The organism is Rhizobium sp. 22-785-1, from assembly GCF_053521965.1.
This window is the reverse complement of the sequence record NZ_JBNWDI010000001.1, coordinates 303629-325429: the sequence shown is the minus strand read 5'-3', so window position 1 is coordinate 325429 and position 21801 is coordinate 303629. Positions and strand designations below refer to the sequence as shown.

Annotated in this window: 17 protein-coding genes and 1 tRNA gene; 8 read left to right on the top strand and 10 right to left on the bottom strand. The window is 56.4% G+C overall.

Annotated elements, in window-relative coordinates; translation table 11 throughout:
* Positions 1-587: 587 nt before the first annotated feature.
* From ACQZ5M_RS01535 to ACQZ5M_RS01520, 4 genes are all read left to right on the top strand, one after another.
* Positions 588-1757, top strand: coding sequence for an N-acetylmuramoyl-L-alanine amidase (locus ACQZ5M_RS01535; RefSeq protein WP_296018655.1), 1170 nt, complete (start codon positions 588-590; stop codon positions 1755-1757).
* 338 nt (positions 1758-2095) lie between these two features.
* Entirely contained in the window at positions 2096-4531 is a 2436-nt protein-coding gene (locus tag ACQZ5M_RS01530; RefSeq protein WP_296018476.1) for a penicillin-binding protein 1A, read from the top strand.
* A 100-nt stretch (positions 4532-4631) separates the two neighbouring features.
* Positions 4632-5763, top strand: a protein-coding gene (gene prfB / locus ACQZ5M_RS01525) for a peptide chain release factor 2 (RefSeq protein WP_296078171.1) whose coding sequence is annotated in 2 segments (ribosomal slippage) — positions 4632-4700 and positions 4702-5763 — 1131 coding nt in all. Because the reading frame shifts where the segments join, the coding sequence is not laid out codon by codon here.
* Between the two features lie 256 nt (positions 5764-6019).
* The gene (locus tag ACQZ5M_RS01520) at positions 6020-6484 is read left to right on the top strand and encodes a hydrolase (RefSeq protein WP_449078942.1); all 465 of its coding nucleotides are present in this window, start codon (positions 6020-6022) and stop codon (positions 6482-6484) included.
* A 93-nt stretch (positions 6485-6577) separates the two neighbouring features.
* Here the strand turns inward: ACQZ5M_RS01520 and ACQZ5M_RS01515 are convergent, their stop codons facing one another.
* Complete coding sequence (locus ACQZ5M_RS01515) at positions 6578-7078, bottom strand: hypothetical protein (RefSeq protein WP_296018483.1); 501 nt, start codon at positions 7076-7078, stop codon at positions 6578-6580.
* A gap of 14 nt (positions 7079-7092) precedes the next feature.
* Positions 7093-7866 (bottom strand): NAD kinase, encoded by a 774-nt coding sequence (locus ACQZ5M_RS01510; protein ID WP_449078941.1) that lies wholly within the window; start codon positions 7864-7866, stop codon positions 7093-7095.
* A gap of 231 nt (positions 7867-8097) precedes the next feature.
* On the opposite strand from ACQZ5M_RS01510, the gene ACQZ5M_RS01505 reads away from it, so the two are divergent.
* Both ACQZ5M_RS01505 and ACQZ5M_RS01500 read left to right on the top strand, forming a co-directional pair.
* Positions 8098-8259 carry a hypothetical protein gene (locus tag ACQZ5M_RS01505; RefSeq protein ID WP_296078177.1) on the top strand — a complete coding sequence of 54 codons (162 nt, stop codon included), beginning with the start codon at positions 8098-8100 and terminating at the stop codon, positions 8257-8259.
* Between the two features lie 117 nt (positions 8260-8376).
* Complete coding sequence (locus ACQZ5M_RS01500) at positions 8377-8628, top strand: hypothetical protein (protein WP_449078940.1); 252 nt, start codon at positions 8377-8379, stop codon at positions 8626-8628.
* A gap of 493 nt (positions 8629-9121) precedes the next feature.
* Here ACQZ5M_RS01500 and ACQZ5M_RS01495 read toward each other — a convergent pair whose 3' ends face one another.
* The 3 genes from ACQZ5M_RS01495 to ACQZ5M_RS01485 all read right to left on the bottom strand — a co-directional run bounded on the left by ACQZ5M_RS01495 (position 9122) and on the right by ACQZ5M_RS01485 (position 10694).
* Entirely contained in the window at positions 9122-9334 is a 213-nt protein-coding gene (locus tag ACQZ5M_RS01495) for a hypothetical protein (RefSeq protein ID WP_296018486.1), read from the bottom strand.
* Between the two features lie 870 nt (positions 9335-10204).
* A tRNA-Lys gene (locus ACQZ5M_RS01490) sits at positions 10205-10280 on the bottom strand.
* Between the two features lie 162 nt (positions 10281-10442).
* Positions 10443-10694, bottom strand: a complete 252-nt coding sequence (locus ACQZ5M_RS01485; RefSeq protein WP_296018489.1) for a GlsB/YeaQ/YmgE family stress response membrane protein — start codon at positions 10692-10694, stop codon at positions 10443-10445.
* Between the two features lie 168 nt (positions 10695-10862).
* Between ACQZ5M_RS01485 and ACQZ5M_RS01480 the strand changes: the two genes are divergently transcribed.
* A complete protein-coding gene (locus ACQZ5M_RS01480) occupies positions 10863-13475 on the top strand; it encodes a mechanosensitive ion channel family protein (RefSeq protein WP_449078939.1) in 2613 nt (870 codons plus the stop codon).
* Between the two features lie 165 nt (positions 13476-13640).
* A complete protein-coding gene (locus ACQZ5M_RS01475; RefSeq protein ID WP_449079180.1) occupies positions 13641-16154 on the top strand; it encodes a GcvT family protein in 2514 nt (837 codons plus the stop codon).
* 76 nt (positions 16155-16230) lie between these two features.
* On the opposite strand, the gene ACQZ5M_RS01470 is transcribed toward ACQZ5M_RS01475, so the two are convergent.
* From ACQZ5M_RS01470 to ACQZ5M_RS01450, 5 genes are all read right to left on the bottom strand, one after another.
* On the bottom strand, positions 16231-17448 hold the full coding sequence (locus ACQZ5M_RS01470) for a molybdopterin molybdotransferase MoeA (RefSeq protein WP_449078938.1): 1218 nt from the start codon (positions 17446-17448) through the stop codon (positions 16231-16233).
* A gap of 115 nt (positions 17449-17563) precedes the next feature.
* A complete protein-coding gene (gene moaC, locus ACQZ5M_RS01465; protein ID WP_449078937.1) occupies positions 17564-18046 on the bottom strand; it encodes a cyclic pyranopterin monophosphate synthase MoaC in 483 nt (160 codons plus the stop codon).
* Positions 18043-18858 carry an indole-3-glycerol phosphate synthase TrpC gene (trpC, locus tag ACQZ5M_RS01460; protein ID WP_449078936.1) on the bottom strand — a complete coding sequence of 272 codons (816 nt, stop codon included), beginning with the start codon at positions 18856-18858 and terminating at the stop codon, positions 18043-18045. The genes moaC and trpC overlap by 4 nt, the downstream gene beginning before the upstream one ends.
* Positions 18859-18864: 6 nt before the next feature.
* On the bottom strand, positions 18865-19878 hold the full coding sequence (gene trpD / locus ACQZ5M_RS01455; RefSeq protein WP_296037238.1) for an anthranilate phosphoribosyltransferase: 1014 nt from the start codon (positions 19876-19878) through the stop codon (positions 18865-18867).
* A gap of 13 nt (positions 19879-19891) precedes the next feature.
* Positions 19892-21784, bottom strand: coding sequence for a SurA N-terminal domain-containing protein (locus ACQZ5M_RS01450; RefSeq protein ID WP_449078935.1), 1893 nt, complete (start codon positions 21782-21784; stop codon positions 19892-19894).
* Positions 21785-21801: the final 17 nt, after the last annotated feature.

The following is a 21801-nucleotide window of genomic DNA, read 5'->3' as shown; positions in this document are numbered from 1 at the left end:
TGCTTCCTGTGTCCGGTTCGTATGAAAGCTGCTGCAACGACATCATTGGCCAAGCTAGAACGACTATAATAAATAGACTCCTGAGAGTCCGATGAAAATGCTCTCCACAGAGCGATCGGTGGCATGCCACCGGGTATGTCTCCCGCCGCGGCCGGATTGATCCAGTTTCAGGATAAAAATGAAGCGACGGCAGATGATTGCCCGTAATTCAGCGCCAGAGTCATTCTCGATTGGCAGCCGGCGGGAATCTATCCCGTCAACATTTTTAACCCTCAATCGTGTTGTATGGTTTATCCGTCACAATAGCAATAGGCAGGCTAAATATGCCATATCATTGATGGAATTTCGCAGTTAAGAATTGCTTCATCAAGGCTTGCGAATGTTGCCCCAGGGCTCAAGTAGGGTCATTCTTATCTGAGGAAATGCGCGTTTTGTCTAACTAGCCGGCAAAGTTCGTGCGAAACGATGAAAATTTAAAGATATTGACGACGATGAAAAATTGGCTGGCTACGGTGGCAGAATTGAACCGGGAGAGCATTCTCCCACGAATCACTCGTTATGCGGGTGTTGTTGTTCCGGCTCTGCTGATGACGTTTATGTCGAGCATTCACGTTCATGCCGCACCTGAGTTTGTCGCGAAGGCCGCGCGTATCATTGGCGATGAGGCTCGCACACGCGTCGTTCTCGATTTCAACGCCGAACCCGAGTTTGAGGTTCACTATCTAGATTCGCCAGTGCGTGTCGTGATCGACATGCCAGCGGTCAACTTTGCCTTTCCTGCCCATGAGTTGAAACCCACGGGCCTCTTCAGCGATATCCGTTTCGGCAGTATGGGCGAGGGGAGTGCGCGGCTGGTGCTGACGGCCCGAAAGCCGGTCCAGGTTGCGATTGCCAAGGTTGAAGCGGAAGAGAATGGCAAGCTGTTCCGTTTCGTTCTCGATACGGAAATTGCTTCCAAACAGAAATTTGGGGACCTTTTGAAGCAACAGGACTGGCAATCGCTGGCGCCTGCCACGACTGCATCCGTCACGCCGGATATCATCGAAAAATCACCACGGCAGTCCGATTTCGTCATTGCGGTTGATGCCGGTCACGGCGGTATCGATGCGGGGGCTACAGGTGGCGTCAGCGGCACGGACGAAAAGGTCATCACCTTGGCATTTGCCAAGCAACTGGCTGATCGTCTGAACAAGATTGCCGGTATAAAAGCGTTCCTGACCCGAGATGACGATACGTTTCTGGCGCTTTCCGAGCGCGTCACCATTGCTCGCCAGCACAGCGCCAATCTTTTCATTTCCGTTCATGCCGACACACTGAGCCAGAAGGGCATTCGAGGTGCCACGGTCTACACGATCTCTGACAGGGCTTCTGACAGAATGGCGCAGAATCTGGCGGAGCGCGAAAACCTCTCCGATCAAATTGCAGGTGTGACGGTCTCGAACGCGCAGCCCGAGGTCGCCGATATCCTGCTCGATCTGACGCGGAGAGAAACTCAAGCTTTTTCGGTAACGCTTGCGGAGAATATAGTCTCCTCATTCGAGGGGCAGGTAGGGCTGATCAACAATCCCCATCGTTATGCGGGTTTCCAGGTTCTGCGTGCGCATGATGTCCCTTCGGTCCTCGTCGAACTCGGCTTCCTTTCAAATCCGGAAGATGAGAAGCTTCTTCTTGATGAGAAATGGCGCGACAAGGTGGCCGAGAGGTTGTCGGAAGCGGTCACCAAATATCGCGCTCAGGCTCTTGCCAATGGTGGTTAATCGCTGATGGGTCAGTCTACCCGGCGGGCCAGTCCTGCATGGCTGTGTTGCTTTTGTGACGGTTGCTGGAAAGCGACGTCTAGCAACCCTAAAGCTGCGGGATTTGTCAGCAAGAGCCCTATTTTACTCACATTCCCCGCGTTACTGCGATAGATGGATTCGGTATGGTAGCGGGCTCTTTACCCGTTGCGCGAACTCCATCTCCCGGTAACATGGACGCGAATGGTAATATCCGCGACTTGTCATCGGTTAAGCGGTGTGCAAAACGGCACGCTCCATATAAATTTGCGCGCCTACGGGCAGGCGCAAAGTGCGATTCGAAGTATCGGTAGCCTCATATGATCAGACTGATTGGATATTTCTTCGGCTTGGCGAGCACGCTGTTTCTCGTGGTCGCTGCTGGCGTTGCCATTTATCTGGTGACGATAACGAAGGACTTGCCTGACTATGCGGTTCTGAACAGCTACGAACCGCCGGTGACGACGCGCGTTCACGCCGGCAATGGCGCGCTCATGACGGAATATGCGGAGCAGCGGCGCCTGTTCCTGCCGATCCAGGCCATTCCCGACCGGGTGAAGGCTGCCTTCCTTTCGGCGGAAGACAAGAATTTCTATCAGCATCCCGGCATCGACGTGACTGGTTTCGCGCGTGCGGCACTCGCTTATGTGACTGGCGGACCGACGCAAGGCGGCTCGACGATTACCCAGCAGGTGGCGAAGAACTTTCTGTTGACGAACGAGCAGACGATGGAGCGTAAGGCCAAGGAAGCCATTCTCTCCTTCCGTATCGAGCAGGCCTACAGCAAGGATAAGATCCTGGAGCTTTATCTCAACGAGATTTTCTTCGGTCTGAACTCATACGGCATTGCCAGCGCCTCGCTGACCTATTTCAACAAGTCCGTGACGGAATTGACCATCGCGGAGACGGCCTATCTTGCTGCTCTGCCGAAGGGGCCGGCCAACTATCATCCTTTCCGTCGCGAAAAGGCCGCTGTCGAGCGCCGTAACTGGGTGATCGATCGTATGGCCGAGAATGGCTATATTACCAAGGCGGATGCCGAAGAAGCCAAGCAACAGCCGCTTGGCGTCAACGTCCGTCGCAGTGGCCCACAGCTTGCCGGTTCGGATTACTTCGCAGAAGAAGTGCGTCGCCAGATCGTCGATCAGTTCGGCGCAGACAAGTTGCTCAAGGGCGGCCTTTCGGTGCGCACCTCTTTCGATCCTGAAATCCAGATGGAAGCGCGTAAAGCGCTGCAGGACGGTCTCATCGATTATGATGAGCGCCGTGGTTTCCATGGCCCGATCGATCAGATCGACATCAATGGCGACTGGGCGGCGCTCCTTTCCAAAATGAAACCTCTACGCGACGTTCCCGAGTGGAGGCTTGCCGTGGTGCTGGATGCGAGTGCCGGTGGCGTCGATATCGGCCTGCGTCCGGATCCCGACAGCGACACCCCTGATAAGGGGAGCCGCGGCTCCATCAAGCCAGAGAACATGAAGTGGGCTTATCGCGACTCCAAAGGGCAGCGCAGCACAGCAAAGTCTCCGACCGGAGTGCTGAAACCCGGAGATGTCGTTTATGTCGAGCCCATCGCAGCACAGGGTACGTCCTATCGTCTTCGTCAGCCACCGAAAGTGCAAGGTGGAATGGTTGTGATGGACCCGCATACGGGTCGTGTTCTGGCAATCGTCGGCGGTTTTTCCTACGCGCAGTCCGAGTTCAACCGCGCCACGCAGGCCATGCGTCAACCGGGATCGTCCTTCAAGCCGTTTATCTACGCAGCAGCACTCGATAACGGCTATACACCGGCATCCGTTATTATGGATGCGCCACTTGAAGTGGTATCCGGGGGCGAGGTCTGGAGACCGCAGAACTATGGTGGCGAGGTTGCCGGCCCATCCACGCTGCGACTTGGCATCGAAAAATCGCGTAACCTAATGACGGTGCGTCTTGCGCAGGACATGGGCATGAATCTGGTCGCGGAGTATGCGGAGAGATTCGGCATCTATGACAAGATGCCGCCTTTGCTTTCCATGTCGCTCGGTTCCGGTGAAACCAGCGTCATGCGTATGGTCTCTGCCTATTCGGTCATTGCCAATGGTGGCAAGCAGATCAAGCCGACAGTGATCGACCGCATTCAGGATCGTTATGGCAAGACCATTTTCCGCCATGAGGATCGCGCCTGCGAAGGCTGTAACGCGACGGTGTGGCAAGATCAGAACGAGCCGACCATCCTCGACAAGCGGGAGCAGGTTCTCGATCCGATGACCGCCTATCAGGTCACCTCGATGATGGAAGGCGTCGTTCAGCGCGGCACGGCTGCTGGCAAGATCAAGGTCGATCTCCCAGTTGCAGGCAAGACCGGCACTACCAATGACGAGAAGGACGCCTGGTTTGTCGGTTATACGCCAGACCTGGTTGCCGGGCTCTACATCGGTTTCGATAGCCCGGCACCGCTTGGTCGTGGCGGTACTGGCGGCTCGCTTGCAGCACCAATCTTCGGCGAGTTCATCTCGCAGGCTGCCAAGCACCTGCCGCACAGCAAGTTCATTGTGCCGAACGGCATGAACTTCGTTGCCGTCAACCGCAAGACGGGTATGGCGGCGATGGAAGGCGAGCCTGATACGATCATGGAAGCCTTCAAGCCCGGTACCGGCCCCGCATCGAGCTTCAATGTCATCGGCATGGACGGCAACATGTCTCAGGAAGACATTTTGCGGGAATCTCCACAGGCGCAGCAGGCCATCACTGGCGGCGGCGGCGGACTTTACTGAAATCAATTCCGTACGAAGTCGAGGGGCGCGGGTCTTTACATCCGCGCCCCTCGCATTTATTCACCCAGGCAGTTTTTTAAAAAGGCGAAGAATCTGCGAAATGCGCAATGAAATCGTAAATGTAGTCGACGAAATCAAGCAGGCCATAAGCCTGCTGAGGAGGCATCTTTGACTGGGACCAGGCGATAAGACGACTGGACTGGTTGAACAACAAGGCAGAGGATCCGACCCTCTGGAACGATGCCGGTGAAGCGCAGAAGCTGATGCGCGAACGCCAGCAACTGGACGAATCCATCACGGGCGTTCGCTCGCTCGAGCAGCAGGTCAACGACAATATCGAGTTGATCGAGATGGGTGAGGCTGAAGGCGACGACGAAATCGTACGTGAAGCGGAAGAGGCGCTTAAGGCGCTCAGAAGCGAGGCGAACCGTCGCCAGGTGGAAGCGATGCTTTCCGGCGAGGCCGATTCCAACGATACTTATGTCGAAGTGCATTCCGGTGCCGGCGGTACGGAAAGCCAGGACTGGGCGAGCATGCTGCTGCGCATGTATACGCGCTGGGCCGAGCGCCAGGGTTTCAAGGTCGAAGTTCTGGAAGTGCATGATGGCGAAGAAGCCGGAATCAAGTCTGCGACTATCCTCGTCAAGGGCCATAATGCCTTTGGCTGGATGAAGACCGAGTCCGGTGTTCATCGTCTTGTGCGTATCTCACCTTACGACAGCAACGCACGCCGCCACACGTCGTTTTCTTCCATCTGGGTCTATCCGGTGGTGGATGACTCGATCCAGATCGACATCAACGAAAGCGATTGCCGTATCGACACCTACCGGTCGTCCGGCGCCGGCGGTCAGCACGTCAACACGACCGACTCGGCGGTGCGTATCACTCACATTCCGACCGGTATTGCCGTTGCCTGCCAGCAGGAGCGGTCTCAGCACAAGAACCGCGCCAAGGCGTGGGAAATGCTGCGGTCGCGTCTTTACGAAGTCGAGCTGCAAAAGCGCGAAGAGGCCGCCAATGCGCAGGCCGCGTCCAAGACGGATATTGGCTGGGGTCACCAGATCCGCTCCTACGTTCTGCAGCCCTATCAGCTGGTCAAGGATCTGCGCACCGGAGTGGAAAGCACCTCGCCAAGCAGCGTTCTCGATGGCGATCTCAACGAGTTCATGGAGGCAGCGCTTGCTCACCGCATCAGCGGCGGCGCGGGAGTGGAAGTTTCCGATATCGATTGATCGTTGCTTTAAAGGGCTATGAGATCATGACCTCTCGCGGCATACGCTGCGGGAGGTTTTTTACGGCAGCTGGCTGGTAATCTCCTACCATCTGCCCGGCGATCGGAATTTTTGAAAAGCTCGATGAGCCGATTAGTGCGTTCTATATGATACGGAAACGTCTTAAGAGTTCCGTGCGGACGAATGGTGCTTAGCCGCACCGTAGTTTTGCAGGGCGCATATTGGTAGATCCAGGCAACTTGGCAGGAGATTGACGTTGAGACAGGCTCTTTACATCGTCGATGTTCAACCGAGCTTCAATCCCCCACAGCGCCTCGTCGAGGACATCGCGGCTCTTGCTCTGAAAATGCCGAGCATTGCAAGCGTCGAGCGGCATGATGAAAAGATCACACCCTTTGAACGGCAATTGGGTTGGAAACCGGCCAAAGACGATGATTCGCTGGTGGCTGCGGATCGAGTCTTCGTCAAGCATGGCTATTCGCCGCCAAGGGACGCCATCGACTATCTTCTGTCGCTGGAACTCGATCGGGTTTTGGTTTGTGGTATCCAAACCGATACTTGCGTTCTGGCTGCCGGATTCTGTCTATTCGACGCCGGTCTTTCGCCCGCTCTCTTGCCGTGGCTGACCGTTGGTTCCAGTCTGGACCGGTCGGGCGCACTGGGTGTAAGGCTGTGGAAGCACCATTTCGGCGCAGTTCTAAGCGGACCCGAAGAACTTTAGGCGCTCTCTATCGGGTTCCGACAGATTGTGACGAAAGCGGCCATTATGGTCCTAAGCTGCATTTAGGCAAGGGGCGAGACACAGCGAGCCGTTCTAATTGGACGCCTTTTCGATCTTCATGTCACCCAGTTCGTCGATGAGGATGGTCCATGCATCGGGCTCTTTCTGAGCCGGATCGGTCTTCAGATGCACCGTGACGAATAGGCCAGGCAAGCTGGATGCGCCTGCTGAGCTTTCCGGACGGATGTCGGTGACGTAAGCTTTCATCTGGGTAAACTCTTCCAGCTCGAGCGTATCGACCAAAGCGGGGCCATCTGCAGTGTAGGCGATCTGTTGGAGGTAGATTTTCGCCGTACCGTCTCCCTGACGCATGGCGACGACCTTGTAATAGCCGCGCGTGGGCTCGGCGCGCGCAGTCGGGTTGTTTTGCGCAGGCTCGCTCGGCTTGGCTGCGTCATCCGCTGGTTCACGCTCCCACATGCCGCTGCTGGTGACGAAGATCGTCGAGACGGGCAGGGCTTCGATGTCCGGAGTTTGAGCGAAGGCCTGACTGAAGCTGCCAAGCAGGAGCGCTGCCGCAAAAAGAGCTTTCATGGTCACGTCCTTTATCAATTGGTGAACTGCTCTGCGAGAATGCGGTCAGACCAGGAACGATCCGGATCCGAAAGAATTCTTGCCGTTCTGTCCTGAGAAAGCGCAATTTTGACGCTGCGAACGGATTTGACCTCACGATGATCAGCAACCGCGTTAACGGGGCGCTTTTCAAATTCATGGACATGAATATCCACCGTGACCTGGTTGGGTAACAGCGCACCGCGCCAGCGTCTTGGGCGGAAGGCGCTTACGGGGGTCAGCGCAAGAAGCGGAGATTCGAGAGGCAGGATCGGACCATGGGCAGAGAAGTTATATGCCGTTGAACCCGCAGGCGTAGCAACCATCACTCCGTCGCAGATCAACTCTTCCAGTCTCGTCTTGCCATCTATATCGACGCGAAGCTTTGCGGCTTGGTGAGATTGGCGAAATAGGCTGACCTCATTCATTGCAAGTGCCGAAACTTCATTGCCAGTATCGTCCACTGCGGTCATTTTAAGGGGGTGGAAATCGTTGCCGGTGGCAATCGCGATCCGCTCATGCAGCCGTGCCACTCTGTAATCATTCATCAGGAAGCCGACCGAGCCACGGTTCATACCATAGACGCGCTTTCCGAGGTTCATCGTTTCGTTCAGAACCTGTAGCATAAATCCGTCGCCCCCAAGTGCGACGATCACCTCCGCCTCCTCGAAAGAGGCATTGCCATATTCGCGGATGAGGTCTTCTCTTGCTGCCTGCGCGTGATCTGCGGGGGATGCAACGAAGGAAATTTTGTATACTGAGCGCGACATACGGTCATCCCGATTGATGCTCTCTGGTACATGAAGAAATGCATCATGGACAAGCTCTTTCGGACCGCAAGCGCCAACTCGCGATTCACACCTCCACGGACTGGTAATTGTTTTTCTTCGGTGCGGGAGAAGCGGTGGCGCGAGCCATGCCTTAAATATTAACGACGGACCATCGACGGTTGGAACAAAAGGAATTTCTCTCCGTTCTCTCCGCTCAATGGAGATTGTAACATGACGTCGCAAGGTACTTCCGGTCGCCGAAGAGTTCTTGAGGCCGCAAACAAGGCCTCCGCTACTACCTATAAGCCGATCATCATGCCGCTTGCTGGAACCTATGTTGCCATGATCTTCCGCAGGGGGATCAGGAGTGCATCTAAACTGGTGAAAACTTGAACATAGCCGCGCGTTACTATGCGTTGCCGATGAGCGGCAGCGCGACGCCACACACTTACAATCCACGGATCTGATTTCAGGAAAATCGGCCGTCGATCACCGCGAGAGGAGAATGACATGAAGGAAATTCTCATTACCGCCGCAGCATTGGCTCTCACTGCCGGTTCGGCCTTCGCTGACTGTGTCAAAAATATCGAGACCACGGCGGTGCCTCCTGGTATCGACCGCGAGTTTACGACAGCGAGTATTTCGGCGTCGTCGGAGATGCATCAAAAGACCGCTCTTGTGTTGAAGAAGACCGATAGGCTTCCTGGAAACGCCGAAACAACTGTTGCCTCACCAGAAAGCGCAGTGGCAAGAATGCAGTAAGAGTGCGATTCCGAAGCAAAAAGGCCGCGCTACGGACGAACGGGCGTGGCCTTTTTTCGAGTCTGAAAGGAACGGCGCCTTTTGCCAGACCTTACGAATCAAGCCGTAGCGTGAGCTGACGGCTACTCTTTTTCTTCAAGTTGTATAGGGGCTTCGTCGTCATCATCTCCGTCTTTCGGCGGAGGTCTCGTCGGCGCTCTTCTGCGCGCTCTCTCAAGCTTCTGGATTGCGCTACGAGCGCAAGTGCCTGTTCTATCGATCTTTCTGACGTCGTCATCCAAATCTCCTTTGTTCACTTTATGTTCTTTTTTGAATGATTCGTCAATATCGTCCAGTTCAGACGTTTCAGTGGGTCTACGCGAAGCATCATCGTACCCTCCAGTCTGAGGCCTAATCTTCGTCGTCGCTCTCACCCGCGGCGGGCGGTTTCGCGAGCAAACGAAAAAAGGCCCGGCAGAGCCGGACCTTTTTTAATAAAGATAGCGTTTTCGTGTCAGGAAAGAGCGCGTTCTTCTGTGAAGCTATCCGCAGAAAGCCGACCGCTTGCGAGCGCCACGATGGCGAGCGCGGCGTGCTGGCGGTCCCAGCCAGCACTTTCGGCTATTTCAAGCAACCCATTGATGGAAGGCTCGAGAGCGAACTGGCATTCCGCCTGGTAGTCCATTGTGTCGATCGTGAGCGAAGGCGGATTGATCAAAGCGCGCATGCAGCACTCCATTATATCACATATCCTGCTCCCCATTGCAGAACATGCGCGAAATTCATTAGCTTTTTGAAGCCGAACGTCGTTACGACGTCAAGCAGTATCAAGCGACGAATCCCCAGCGTCGGGAGATTCTTTTATCTTAGCTGCTATGTCAACCAGTCGGGAGGACTATGCATCTTTTCGATTGTGCCTGAAGGGTCGCTTTCGCCAGACGAGAAGCGCCATGAGATAGAGCGCGAAGGTCACGAACCAAACGAGCGGAAACGCCAGGAACACAGCCCCATACCCGCAGCCGCCGTCGAAACAGGTTCCGAAGGTCGCGGCTTGCACCACAGTCCTTCCTATGAAGAAAGAGACGAGGCCGGTTCCCACGACGCCTCCAAGCAACAACACGATATTGGTGAACAGTCTCATGGTGCCGGAGTATGATCAAGAATAAGACGTCTTTGCGGACATCTAGAAAGAAGCAGCTCCAGCGGCATTATTTTGATGAAGTCGGTGGCGATCACTCGGGCCTGTGGCATCGTGAGGCCCTTTTAGCCCTCCAACGCTCGCTCACAGTCCGGTGGGGCTCGTCTGAAGACTCACTTAGAGGAGCGGTGCAGCCTGTGCCTATTGTCTTGCTCGGTGCCCTCTAAACCAGGGTAAGAGCCGGGACTTTTGTGTCGTGCGTTCTTCGATAAAAATTATCGAAAGTTTGTTCAAGCATCGCGCAGCCGTTTTGCTTGCCTGAACCGTATCCGCCTATCTTACTCGATACAGATTGTAATGCGCGTAGTTTACGACGTTCTCTGCATCGCGCGAGGCGCTATATCTTGCGCAAATACATAACTTGATGTTTGAGAAACAGGCTGTAAGCCTTTGAAAGAATGGTGGGTGATGTAGGGCTCGAACCTACGACCCGCTGATTAAGAGTCAGCTGCTCTACCAACTGAGCTAATCACCCGACCGGCACCGTGTGGCGGTGTGAGGGGGCGTATAAAGGGGTTCATTTCCCTTGTCTAGCGCCAAAGACGAAATATTGCGATTTTTCTTCTGGGAGTGATGCTCTTTCAAAGAAAAAGCCCGGAAAACCGGGCTTTTAAAAAGAAAGTTTTTTTGACGCGTTTCAGCGCCTTATGGCTCTGGCAACTGCAATGAGGATGCAGGCGCCGATGAAACCAGCGATCAGATAGCCAATCCAACCTCCCAGAACGATTCCGAACACCGACAGGATGGCGTTGGCGATCACTGCGCCCACGATCCCGAGGATGATGTTCATCAAAACACCCATATTGCTCTTCATGAACTGCTCTGCGAGCCACCCGGCGATGCCACCGATGATGATTGCTGCGAGCCAACCGATACCTGCTGCTTCCATGATTACCCTCCATCTATGGACACTATTTGCTTGTGCACACTCTAATGGCTGAAACCGAAAGAAGTTCCACATCTTAGGCGTAACGCCGCTGTTGAATTGCCTTATAGGTCCATTATCTAGGCCCCATGATTCGACAGGAGCAGAAGGGTATCCGTGATGAGGTTTTCGATGAGTGGCACGCGCTGGGTTCGGCCTCTGCCTCTTCTGCCTGTTCTGTTGCTTCTGCTGTCATCGTTCGTTTTCGCTCAAGATCAGGGGCAAGGTTCAGCGCCGGTTTCCAATGGGTCTAACACAGCGGCGCAGCCGGCTGCGGCAACACCCGTCGTCGAGCGCTCTACCAAAGAGCTCGACACGGCTAAGGCCTCGCTTTCCGATATAAGCCGGCAACTCGAAGAGGGCGGTAGAGACGATGCCCGTCTCGTCGATCTGAAAGGCAGGGCGGATGATCTTGCGGCGTCCGTGAACGGCGTCCTCGGCAATCTGCGCGGCCGGCTGGATGAGATCAACGCCCGTATCATATCGCTCGGCGCGCCGCCCAAGGAAGGCGCACCGCCCGAGGCAAGCGTCGTGACGGACGAGCGTGACAAGCTCAATTCTGAAAAGTCCCAGATCAATGCGGTTCTGGGCGAAGCAGAAGCCGTAGCCGGGCGAGCCAATGCTCTGTCCAACAACATCACGTCGATCCGGCGTGCGCTGTTTGCCGCAACTCTGTTCAAGAGAACGGAAATTTCTCTACCGGTGCTCGCGGAGGCTGGCAGGGAGTTCATCGACGAGATCTCGATGGTCAGCAGTTCGCTGACAAGCTGGTCCATATTCGTCTGGAATTACAAGCGGCTTTCGATGTTCGGTGCCGTATCGCTTTCGATACTGGCAGCACTTCTGTTTCTTGTCGGCGGTTATCGGCTTCTTGGACACCGCATGGAGCGACGCGCTTTTTCCGGCGAGCCGTCCTATCTGCGCCGCCTGTCCGTCGCCTTCTGGTCGACGACGGTGCAGTCGATGTCGGTCTTCCTCTTCATGGTGACGTCGGCCTTTTTCCTCGATAATTTTGGTGTGCTGAGACCGGATATCGCGCCCATCGTCTTCGTGGCGATGTCAGTGATTGCCTTCGTGTATTTCATCTCTCGCCTGACTTACGCAATTTTTGCCCCCACACAGCCGGAATGGCGTCTTCTGCGTGTGTCCAACAGCGGCGCGCATACGATATCGTCGGCGATGCTCGTCATGGCGATCGTCAACGGCCTGGATTACCTCTTCAGCACGATCAGCGAGACACTAAATTCGCCGCTCATTCTGACGGTGGCGAAGAGTTTCGTGGCCTCGATTGTCATCGGCGTTATCCTTTTTGGGATTTCCTTCCTCAAACCCGTGGTGGGAGAAGGTCAGGATGCCGAAACCGGCCACAAGCGCATGCCGCGCTGGCTCGCGATTTTGCTGCGAGTTGGCGGTTTGGTGCTGATCGGTGCCTGTCTGACAGGCTATGTCGGGCTTGCCCGGTTTCTTGCTACGCAGATCGTAGCGACGGGTGCGGTGGTGGCGACCGTTTATATCGGCATCCTTTCCGGCAAGGCGATCTCTCGTCAGGGAGCCTTTGGAGAAACGCTTGCGGGACGGTATCTCGGCCGTCGATTCTCTCTCGGCCCGGTAGGTCTGGATCAGACCGGTCTCGTTGCAGGACTTGGTATCTATGCGATTGCGCTTGCCTTTGGCGTCCCGCTTGTTCTGTTCTCCTGGGGGTTCCAGCCCGGCGATATCGAAAACTGGGCATACAGCCTGCTGACAGGCTTTAAGGTCGGCAACACTTCGATCTCGCTGATCAGCATTTTCAGCGGTATTCTGGTCTTCATCGTCGGTTACGCGGTGACACGGTGGTTCCAGAAATGGCTGGATCGCAATGTCATGGCGCGAGGCCAAGTCGATGCTGGCGTGCGAAACTCGGTCGGCACGGGTATCGGCTATCTAGGGATCGTTGTTGCCGCAATCTTTGGTATCTCGTCTGCCGGTCTTGATCTGTCCAGCCTTGCTCTCGTGGCGTCGGCCCTGTCTGTCGGTATCGGTTTCGGCCTGCAAAACATCGTCTCCAACTTCGTTTCCGGTCTGATCCTTCTTGTCGAGCGTCCATTCAAGGTGGGAGACTGGGTGGTGACGGGCGCAGTCGAAGGCACCGTAAAGCGGCTTTCCGTTCGCGCCACCGAGATTGAAACCTTCCGAGGCCAATCGATCATCGTGCCGAACTCGGAGTTCATCAATTCCTCCGTCGGCAACTGGACGCATCGCAATCGCATTCAGCGTGCTGAAATTCCGGTTTCGGTCGCCTATGAGACGGATCCGCAGAAGGTGATGGATATCCTGCTTGAACTGGTGAAGAAGCAGACGCCGGTCTTGAGAAATCCGGAGCCGCATGTGGAATTCTTGCGCTTTGGCGATTTCTCGCTCGATTTCGAGCTTCGCTTCCATCTTGCCGATCTTTCGCATGGACTAGCCGTCAAGAACAATCTGCGGATGGAAATTCTGAAGCGCTTCCGAGAGGAGGGGATCAGTATTCCGATGCCGCAGCGTAATCTCAACATCCACATGGAAGGCGAGACGAACCCGCAAATCCTCGCGGCACTTCTTTCGGAGGAGGGTGACAAGGCGGTGGTTTCCCATACCGCTGCCGCAACTGCTCCCAAGCAAGAGGTAGCGAAGTCCGAGGCTCCCAATGTGCAGACCGAGGAGGAAAAGCCGGGAGAGGCAAAGGTTGGGGAGCTTAAAGCATCAGCTGCAAAGAAGCCAAGCTGAGCATTCTCGCTGCTTGAAAATCGTCAAAAGGCTCGCCGTCGCGGCGAGCCTTTTGCATGTCGTAATCAGGCGTTTGGGCGGCGATGCGACATTGCATAGTCTGCGCCATAGGTTCGGAAAAAGCCGCGTTCATGCGGATGACATGCCTCAAGGGGAACTATGACTATGAAGACACATGCGCGGGCAGTGGTTATCGGTGGTGGCGTTGTCGGCGTTTCGACGCTCTATCATCTGGCCAAAAAGGGCTGGACGGATTCCGTTCTGATCGAGCGCAAGGAGCTGACATCTGGCTCCACATGGCACGCGGCGGGCCTCCTGCCGCTGTTCAACATGAGCTACTCGGTCGGCCAGATTCATAAGTACTCGGTCAAGTTCTACGAGGAATTGCAGCAGGAAACCGGCATGAATGTCGGCTTTTCCAAGGTTTCCAACATTCGTCTCGCCCGCACCAAGGATCGCTGGGACGAGTATATGTATTACACCGGTATCGCTGAAACCATTGGCGTCAATGTGAAGATGCTGACGCCGGAAGAAGTCAAGGAAGTCTGGCCGCTCTGTGAGATCGATGGCCTTCTCGGCGCGATCCAGCATCCGGATGACGGCTATATTCAGCCGGCTGACCTCACCCAGGCGCTGGCCAAGGGCGCGCGTGACAAGGGCGCGACTATCTACAGAAACACAACCGTTACTGCGATCGAGCAGACCGAAGACGGTCACTGGAAGGTGACGACTGACAAGGGCGAGATCATTGCCGAGCATGTCATTTCCTGTACGGGTTCATTCGCCCGCAAGACAGGCGAGATGGTCGGCATCAACATTCCGGTCATTCCGGTCGAGCACCAGTATATCGTCACCGAACCGCATCCAGACATTCTGGAGCGCCGCAAGCAGGGCCTTCCGGAAATGGGCGTTCTGCGCGAATCGGATAGCGCTTGGTATATGCGCGAAGAAGCCGGTGGCCTGATTCTTGGTCCGTACGAAGTTGGCGCGCCTGTCTGTTATGTCGACGGCCCTTCCGACGACAGCGAATACGAGTTGTTCCAGGAAGAGCTCGACCGTCTGATGCCGCATATCGAAAGCGCCATCGAGCGCGTTCCGGCTTTTGGCGAAGTCGGCATCAAGAAAGTCTATAACGGCGCGATCGCCTACACCCCGGATGGCAACCCGATCGTCGGTCCAGCGCCTGGTCTGAAGAACTTCTGGCTGAACGAAGGTCACTCCTTCGGCATCACCGCTGCAGGCGGAGCTGGCTGGCAGCTGGCAGAGTGGATCGTCGATGGCGAGCCTACTCTCGATCTAACGGGTGTCGATCCGCGTCGTTTCGGCCCTTATGCAACCGAAGGCTACCTGATTGCCAAGAATGAAGAGGCTTATGCCAACGTCTTCACCATGCACTATCCGGATGAGGAGCGCTCTGCTGCTCGCCCGCTGAAAACGACGCCGGTCTATGATCGCCTCAAGAAACTCGGCGGTGTGTTCGGCTCGGTTTATGGGTGGGAACGCGCCAACTGGTTTGCACCCGAAGGTTATGCGTTGAAGGAAGAAGAACTTGGTGTTGGCGCAGACGTCATTACCAACCACAACTACGCACCACCGCTCGAAGGTGGACGCATTGTTGAAAAGTGGTCGTTCCGCCGGTCGAACTACTTCGAGCACGTCGGGAATGAAGTGAAGAACGTTACTCAGAATGTCGGCGTTCTGGACATGTCGGCTTTTGCGAAGATGGAAGTCTCCGGTCCCGGCGCTCGCGCATGGCTCGAGTCGATCCTGGCGAATGCCATTCCGAAGAAGCGTGGCCGTATCGCGCTGACGCATCTCCTGACGCCGAATGGTGGCGTCAAGGCGGAATTCACGGTCTATGAGTGGGCACCCGGTCGCTTCTATCTGGTTTCCGCAGGTGGTCTTGAATCGGTCGATCACGACACGCTTCGCCGTCTTGCGCCCACCGATGGCTCAGTCACTCTGCAGCAGATCACTCAGAAGTACGGCGTTCTGGCTCTGGCCGGTCCGAAGTCTCGCGAAGTCCTGAAGAAGCTGACGCGCACCAGCCTCGAAAACAAGGATTTCCCGTGGCTCACCGCCAAGGAAATCTCCGTTGGCGTCGCAACCGCACATGCGCTTCGCGTCAACTTCGTCGGTGAACTTGGCTGGGAACTGCATCATCCGATCGAAATGCAGACTTACATTTTCGACCGTCTGATGGAAGCCGGTGCCGAATTCGGCATCAAGCCATTCGGCATTCGCGCCATGGTGTCCATGTCGCTGGAAAAATCTTACCGCAACATGGGCCGTGAACTTTCGGTCGAGTACAACGCGTACTCGTCCGGTCTCGACCGCTTCATCAAGCCGGAGAAGCAATTCATCGGTCGTGACGCAGTGGTTGCTGGCAAGGAAAAGGGTCTGCCGTGGATCTTCTCCACGCTGATCGTCAGCGGCAACACTACCGTTGATGCACGCGGTTCGGAAGCCATCCTGAACGATGCGGGCGAGGTTGTCGGTCGTGCAACAAGCGGTGGTTTCGGCTGGCGTATCGGCAAGTCGGTGGCGCTCGCTATGCTCGCACCAGACTACGCCACGATTGGTACCAAGCTGAAGATCAAGATCCTTGGCGATCTTTATGATGCGGAGGTCGTGGTCGAAAGCCCGTTCGATCCGGACAACGCAGTGCTGCGTGCTTAAGGCGTCAGGTCGCATCTATCAAACAAGGATGGGCTCCGTTACGACGGAGCCCTTTGCATTTATGAGACTATTGTCTTCAGCCTCTTAGCCTGATTGCTGTGCATTCCGCCCCGGCGGGCAGTTCAGGCGCGTGCGGTGGGCGGACGATCAGGCAATTGGACTTCGCCATGATCTTCATCATCGACGAGTCCTGCTTGGTGAAGACTTCTGCGATGGGGAGCCCATTGTCTGTGCCAGTGAAGCGGGCGCGCAGATAATCCTGCCGCATGTCATTGGCCTTGAGAGCGGTTGCCGTCTTGACCGTGATCTCGCGGGATTGGTGTTGCTGGTGGCCAAGCTTGTGGATGAGAGGCTCAAGGAACAGCAGGCTGCAGACAAGACTGGCGACTGGATTTCCCGGCAGGCCCAGCACCTGCATCGCGCCGATAGTACCGACCATAAGCGGTTTACCCGGCCGCATAGCGATGCGCCAGAAGTCCAGTGTCATACCTTCTGCCTTCAGCGCGGCCTGGACGAGATCGTGATCGCCAACCGAGGCGCCACCAAGCGTGACGAGAATATCGGCCTTGGCGGCGATGGCCTTGCCGATTGCGGCGCGGATCAGCGCGTCGTCATCCTTGACGATCCCTAGGTCGAGAATATCCGCGCCGGCCTGACGTGCGAGTGTTGAAACGCCAAAGGTGTTCGATGCGATGATCTGTGCCACCTGCGGATCACCGCCCGGCGGGACGAGTTCATCGCCTGTTGCGAGCACGGCGACAAGCGGCTTGCGATAGACCGTGACCTCGGCATGATTCATTGCGGCAGCAACGGTCAGATCGGCGAAGCTCAAGCAATTGCCTGCATCGAGAACGGCTTCGCTTTCCATGAAGTCCTGGCCGCGCGGGCGGATATGTCGCCCTTGAGTGACATCGAATGTGGTACGGATGTGGTTAGCATCCAGAATCTCAGCATCCTCCTGAATCAAGACTGTGTCCGCCCCCTTAGGTACTGGCGCGCCGGTGAAGATGCGAACAGCTTGCCCCGGTCCCACCGAACCTTCAAAAGCGTGCCCCGCAGAGGCCGTGCCGATAACAGTCAGTTCGGAGCCGACCGTCGGAGCATCCGCGGCGCGCAGTGCGTACCCGTCCATGGCTGAGGAATCGAAGGGCGGCTGTGTAATCCGTGCCGCAAGGTCAGCGGCCAGGACGCGCCCATCGGCATTGGTGAGGGTGACGCGCTCTGTGACAGTGAGAGGCTGTGCCGCACCTAGTAATCGTTCAATAGCTTCGTTGACAGGCAGAAGGGGTTTCATACGCTTCCTTTTCGGTCACAAGCACGACCTTCAGATATTACTGTATCACAGGGATGAGAATCAGGATGATCAGCAGAGGCCAGTCGGGCTTTTCAAGAAGAGTTGAGTCGGAGACTCAGGCCCGGTAATCGCCGGACTTTCCGCCGCTTTTTTCAAGCAGCCGGATCGAACCGATTTCCATGCCCTTATCAGCGGCTTTGGCCATATCGTAGATCGTCAGGCAGGCAATGGAGACAGCCGTCAGCGCTTCCATTTCCACGCCCGTCTTGCCGGAAAGCTTGACGGTTGCCTGAACACGCAAACCGGGTAGAGCGTCGTCTTCACAGATATCGACGGACACTTTGCTTAGCATCAGAGGATGGCAAAGAGGGATGAGATTGGATGTCTGCTTGGCAGCCATGATACCGGCGAGGCGAGCGGTGCCGATGACGTCACCCTTCCTGGCGTCGCCATCGCGGATCAGCGCCAGTGTCTCCGGTTTCATCCTGACAAAACCCTCAGCCACGGCGGTGCGGACGGTATCCAGCTTGTCGCCGACATCGACCATATGCGCCTCGCCGGAGGCGCCGATATGAGTGAGCTTCGGGGATGAGCTCATTCGGCTGCCATAATGCCGCTCCGGCCCGTGAGCAGGGCGCGTGTCGCAGCAGTGACGTCGTCCTTGCGCATCAGGCTCTCACCAACCAGGAAGGTGCTAATGTTGCATTTTTCCAGCCGCAGGCAGTCCTCATGGGTGAAGATGCCGCTTTCGCCGACCAACAGCTTGTCCGCTGGCACCATCTTCGCCAGCCGCTCGCTGGTTTCGAGGCTGACCTCGAATGTGCGTAGATTGCGGTTGTTGACGCCGAGCATGGGGGAGGCGAGTTTCAGCGCACGCTCCGTTTCCTCTTCATCATGCACCTCGACCAGCACATCCATGCCGAGGGCGAAGGCTTCGGCCTCAAGACGTTTTGCCTCATCGTCGGTAAGCGATGCCATGATCAGCAGGATGCAGTCCGCGCCCCAGGCGCGGGCTTCATGCACCTGATAGGTTTCGAACATGAAGTCCTTGCGCAAGGCGGGTAGGGAGCAAGCGTTGCGGGCAGCGGTCAAAAACTCCGGCGCTCCTTGGAAGCTCGGTGTATCGGTCAAAACCGAGAGACACGCTGCGTTGCCTGCTTCATAGGCTTTTGCAAGCGCCGGTGGATCGAAATCCGGACGGATGAGGCCCTTAGATGGGCTTGCCTTCTTGATCTCCGCGATCAGGCCATAGGTGCCTTCCGCCTGCTTGCGCTTTAAAGCGTTGTAGAAGCCTCGAGGGGCGGCCTGATCGGCGGCCATCGCCTTCAGATCGGCAAGAGACACCTTGGCCTTGGCGGCTGCGATTTCCTCGCGCTTATAGGCTTCTATCTTTCTCAGAATGTCGCTCATCTTCGCTTACTCCTCGTTGGAGACTGCAACCAGCTTGTCCAGTGCAGCAGCAGCCTGGCCCTCGTCCAGCGAAGCGCTGGCAATCTTCATACCGTCGCTGAGCGTTTCGGCCTTGCCGGCAACGACGAGTGCCGCTGCCGCATTGCAAAGAGAAACGTCTCGATAGGCGTTTTTATGACCGGAGAGCACGCCGCGAAGTGCATTGGCATTGAAGATGCCGTCTCCGCCCTTGAGGTCGTCGATCGTCGCGGATGAGACGCCGAAGTCCTTCGGCGTCAGGTCGAAGGTGCGGATCTTGCCATCTTCCAACGCTGCGACGTGGGTAACGCCTGTGGTGGTGATCTCATCCATGCCATCGCCGTGGACAACCCAGATCGATTCCGAGCCAAGATCGCGCAAGACCTCGGCAATTGGCTGAAGCCAACGCGGTGAAAAGACGCCGAGCAGTTGACGCTTCGCGCCTGCGGGGTTGGATAGCGGGCCGAGAAGGTTGAAAATCGTGCGGGTGCCGAGTTCCACTCGTGTTGGGCCGACATGGCGCATCGCAGAGTGATGCAACTGCGCGAACATGAAGCCAAGGCCAGCTTCGTTTATGCAGCGGCTAATGAGCTCAGGTCCAATATCGAGTTTGACGCCCAGGGCCGAAAGAGCGTCGGCGGTACCGGACTTCGAGCTCAAGGCCTTGTTGCCATGCTTGGCCACGGGAAGTCCGGTGCCTGCAACGATGATCGCGGCGAGGGTGGAGATGTTATACGTGCCGAGACCGTCACCACCCGTTCCGACGATATCTACCGCATGGGCGGGCGCGGAGACAGGAAGCATCCGAGCCCGCATCGACGAGACTGCACCGACGATTTCATCCACGGTTTCGCCACGTACCCGCAGCGCCATGAGAAAACCGCCGATCTGAGACGGCGTGGCCTCGCCGGACATCAGGATATCGAAGGCCTGGCGGGCCTCCTCCCTGTTTAGGCTTTCACCATTTGCAACCTTGGCGATTAGCGGCTTCAGTTCGGCCATGTCCCGTTCCCTATCAGTATGCAGTCATCGCCTGATCTGCGAGCGCCTGATTGATGCTGACACCATAGTCGTTCTGCAGACGGCTGACCATCTGATCCAGCATGTCCTCACCCGCAGCCTTTGCCATGGCCGTGATCTGACGATCGTCGTTGTTCAGGGCATCGACAGGGGCATTGGTGTTGACTTCCGTCACCTTGAAGAGAATCCGACCGGAACCATCCGCATTGACGGCGGTGCCGGCCAAGCCCTCAGCGCCTGCAAAGATCGCCGAAACGGCCTGCTGACCGAAGAGAGCATCGTCACTGTTGCGACGCAGCCCCATCTTGGTTTCAACAGCAAGACCCATTTCGCCGGCAATCGTCTGAAGGCTCTCGCCTTTTTCAATACGAGCCTTCAGCTCTGCTGCCTTGGCTGTCAGTGCATTGCGCTGCTGCTCGGCCGTCCATTCAGCGACGACTCGTTCGCGAACCTCATCCAGCGTGCGGTCACGCGGCGGGATGATCTGATCGACATCGAACCAGACGTAACCTTCGCGACCGATGTTAACCGCTGGTGCTTCTGTGCCGGGTTCCGTTTTAAATACCTCTGTCAACAGAGCAGGCGTAGGAAGGCCTTCGACTGGGTTGCCCTTTTCGTCCTCGCCATTCGCGTCGATGGCGTTGATGGTCACTGCCTTGAGGTTCAGCTGGTTTGCCGCATCCGCAAGCGACGAGCCGCCGCCACGCAGGTCCTCGTAGCGATCGTGAACACTGTTGAGTTGTTCAGCAGCATTTGCGGTCGCAAGTTGCGTGCGAATTTCTTCCTTTGCCTCATCCAGCGTCTTCATGCTCTCACCCTTTATGCCGGTGACGCGAAGGATGACTGGGCCAAAGGCTCCATCGACCACAGGCGAAATGCCGCCGTCTTTCTGAACCGCAAAGGCTGCATCGGCGATGGAGGGATCAGGCATCGTTTCCTTGGTAAACTCACCAAGCAGCACGTCTGCCGGCTGCTTGCCCTGATCCTTGATGACCTGATCGTAGGTCGTCGTTCCAGCGCGGATCTGAACAGCAGCAGCTTCCGCCATCTCCTTATTCGGAAAAACCAGCTGCTCGACCGTGCGGCGGCCTGCGGTGCGGAACTTGTCTTTGTTCTTTTCGTAGTATTCGGCGACCTGAGCGTCGGTGATGTCGCTCTGATTTGCGATATCGGACGGCTCAAGCTTCACATATGTGAATTTGCGATATTCGGGTGCGCGGTACTGCGCCTTGTGACTTTCGAACCAGGCAGCCAACACATCCTCCGCCGGAGCTTTCACCGGATCGATATTGGCGTTGGACAGCAGGAGATAATCGACCGAGCGCTGCTCGTTGCGGTACTGCTTCAATGCATCGACCAGAACCTGTGGCGGCGTGAAACCATCGGAAACGGCATCGACGATCTGGCTGCGGACCGCGACCTTGCTGCGCTCCTTCACATAGTCGTCCTCGTTGAAGCCAGCGCCGCGTAGACGCTGGCTGAAGAGCTGTCGGTCAAACTGGCCAGTGGGCGACTTGAAGGCTGGGTCTTCGGCAATGAGATTCGCCAGACGGTCCTCGGAAAGCCCAAGGTTCATGTTCTCCGCGAGTTGATCAAGCGAAGCGCCCGCTGCAAGCTGGCTGAAGACCTGCCGGTCGATGCCGAAAGCTTTCGCCTGTTCCGTGGTCAGACGCGTACCGAACTGTTGGCCGATCTCTGCCATCTGCCGCTGGTAGGCCATGCGAAACTCATTCGGTGTCACCGTCTGATCACCGACCGTCATCACGGCGTGTGAATTGCTCGAAACGAGTGATGCCGACACACCCCATATGCCGAATGAAACGACAAGAAGAAGAAGGAGCAGCTTTGCCGCCATGGTTCTGGAAGCGTTTCTCAGGGAATCGAGCATCGTTATGCAAACCTCAC

Bases quoted from the DNA above. Each gene is read 5' to 3' on its own strand.
- ACQZ5M_RS01535 (WP_296018655.1), top strand. From the start codon at position 588: ATGACGTTTATGTCGAGCATTCACGTTCATGCCGCACCTGAGTTTGTC.
- ACQZ5M_RS01530 (WP_296018476.1), top strand. From the start codon at position 2,096: ATGATCAGACTGATTGGATATTTCTTCGGCTTGGCGAGCACGCTGTTT.
- ACQZ5M_RS01515 (WP_296018483.1), bottom strand. From the start codon at position 7,078: ATGAAAGCTCTTTTTGCGGCAGCGCTCCTGCTTGGCAGCTTCAGTCAG.
- ACQZ5M_RS01510 (WP_449078941.1), bottom strand. From the start codon at position 7,866: ATGTCGCGCTCAGTATACAAAATTTCCTTCGTTGCATCCCCCGCAGAT.
- ACQZ5M_RS01505 (WP_296078177.1), top strand. From the start codon at position 8,098: ATGACGTCGCAAGGTACTTCCGGTCGCCGAAGAGTTCTTGAGGCCGCA.
- ACQZ5M_RS01500 (WP_449078940.1), top strand. From the start codon at position 8,377: ATGAAGGAAATTCTCATTACCGCCGCAGCATTGGCTCTCACTGCCGGT.
- ACQZ5M_RS01495 (WP_296018486.1), bottom strand. From the start codon at position 9,334: ATGCGCGCTTTGATCAATCCGCCTTCGCTCACGATCGACACAATGGAC.
- ACQZ5M_RS01485 (WP_296018489.1), bottom strand. From the start codon at position 10,694: ATGGAAGCAGCAGGTATCGGTTGGCTCGCAGCAATCATCATCGGTGGC.
- ACQZ5M_RS01480 (WP_449078939.1), top strand. From the start codon at position 10,863: ATGAGTGGCACGCGCTGGGTTCGGCCTCTGCCTCTTCTGCCTGTTCTG.
- ACQZ5M_RS01475 (WP_449079180.1), top strand. From the start codon at position 13,641: ATGAAGACACATGCGCGGGCAGTGGTTATCGGTGGTGGCGTTGTCGGC.
- ACQZ5M_RS01470 (WP_449078938.1), bottom strand. From the start codon at position 17,448: ATGAAACCCCTTCTGCCTGTCAACGAAGCTATTGAACGATTACTAGGT.
- moaC (WP_449078937.1), bottom strand. From the start codon at position 18,046: ATGAGCTCATCCCCGAAGCTCACTCATATCGGCGCCTCCGGCGAGGCG.
- trpC (WP_449078936.1), bottom strand. From the start codon at position 18,858: ATGAGCGACATTCTGAGAAAGATAGAAGCCTATAAGCGCGAGGAAATC.
- trpD (WP_296037238.1), bottom strand. From the start codon at position 19,878: ATGGCCGAACTGAAGCCGCTAATCGCCAAGGTTGCAAATGGTGAAAGC.
- ACQZ5M_RS01450 (WP_449078935.1), bottom strand. From the start codon at position 21,784: ATGCTCGATTCCCTGAGAAACGCTTCCAGAACCATGGCGGCAAAGCTG.